Genomic DNA, 1,861 nt, shown 5'->3' with positions numbered 1-1,861 from the left:
AGTGATGAAACACTAGAAGTTAAAAATCCAGCGACAGGAGAAACATTATCACATATTACCAAAGCTAATGAAAAAGATGTAGATACAGCTGTAGCAGCAGCTCAAGAGGCATTTGAGTCATGGAGTTTAACATCTAAAACAGAACGTGCTAATTTATTAAGACAAATTAGTAATAAAATGATGGAAAACAAAGAGAAAATTGCAACAATCGAAACCTTAAATAATGGTAAACCAATTCGTGAAACCTCAGGTATTGACATACCATACGCTGCAAGACATTTTAATTATTTTGCAAGCGTTATCGAAACACATGAAGGTTCAGTCAATGATATAGATAAAGATACAATGAGCATCGTTCGCCATGAACCAATTGGCGTCGTAGGGGCAGTTGTAGCTTGGAACTTCCCGATGTTATTAGCATCTTGGAAGATAGCACCAGCAATTGCAGCAGGTAATACAATTGTTATTCAACCTTCTTCCTCAACGCCCTTAAGCTTATTAGAAGTGGCTAAAATTTTCCAAGAAATTTTACCTAAAGGTGTAGTCAACGTAGTAACAGGTAAAGGTTCAGAATCTGGCAATGCTATTTTTAATCATGAAGGTGTTAACAAGCTTTCGTTTACAGGTTCAACAAATGTGGGCTATCAAGTTGCTGAAGCCGGAGCAAAACGTATTGTACCAGCTACTTTAGAACTTGGCGGTAAAAGTGCCAATATCATCTTAGATGATGCTAACTTAGATTTAGCTGTCGAAGGTATACAACTTGGAATTTTATTTAACCAAGGTGAAGTTTGTAGTGCTGGATCTCGTCTGCTGGTTCAGGAAGGTATATATGATAAATTAATTTCACGTCTAAAAGAAGCCTTTTCAAATATTAAAATAGGCGATCCATTAGATGAAAAAACACAAATGGGTAGTCAAACAAGCCAAGAACAGATGGAAAAAATCCAATCTTATATCACTTATGCAGAACAATCTAATGCTGAAATTCTCACAGGGGGTAAACGTATTACTAACGATGGTTTAGATAGTGGTTACTTCCTAGAACCAACATTAATCGCTGTTAAAGATAATGCTGATAAATTAGCTCAAGAAGAAATTTTTGGTCCTGTTTTAACAATTATAAAAGTAAAAGATGACGAAGAAGCAATTAAAATTGCTAATGATTCTGAGTATGGTTTAGCAGGAGGCGTATTCTCCCAAGATATTACACGTGCATTAAACATTGCGAAAGCTGTAAAAACAGGTCGCATTTGGATTAACACATATAATCAAGTGCCAGAAGGCGCGCCGTTTGGTGGTTATAAAAAATCAGGTATTGGACGAGAAACATATAAAGAAGCCTTAAGTAATTATCAACAAGTTAAAAATATATTTATTGATACAAGTAATGAACTAAAAGGATTGTATTAATAAATAAAATGTTATACGACATATTGATATTGCAACTTTAAGAAACAAATAAATTAGGTCGCAATAATCTACTTAAACCATTGTAGAACTCGAAATTTAAGTAGTGATTGAAAACTGATTTTTTATTTAGATAACTGTTATTTTATATCAGTTAAAAGACTCCTTATTTAAAAGGGGTCTTTTTATAACTTTAAATTAATACATAAAAATCATATAACAGAAGATGTTTGGTTACATCTGATAACGACCTATTATGTAAACTATATAAGGAGTTAATTTGATTAACATTATTTCTTAAATGGGGAGGGAATATGAAAATGACAAATACACAATGGGTTATACCTTGTAATGTTCAATATTATGATGTTGTAGGTGCCTTTAATAAATTTAACGTTATAGATTGGAAACAAAGTAAAAATTTAAGTAAAGCTAAAACTGGGGATATTGT

1 protein-coding gene is annotated in these 1,861 nt (G+C 32.7%); it reads left to right on the top strand.

From position 1 onward, the window contains the following. Nucleotides 1–1,413, top strand: a 1,413-nt coding sequence (locus FHL06_RS12610; RefSeq protein ID WP_153386931.1) for an aldehyde dehydrogenase family protein, incomplete at its 5' end; no start/stop codon positions are given. Nucleotides 1,414–1,861: the final 448 nt, after the last annotated feature.

This window comes from Companilactobacillus halodurans, from assembly GCF_009600985.1.
In the GTDB taxonomy this organism is placed as follows: domain Bacteria; phylum Bacillota; class Bacilli; order Lactobacillales; family Lactobacillaceae; genus Companilactobacillus; species Companilactobacillus halodurans.
This window is presented reverse-complemented; position numbering and strand designations above follow the sequence as displayed.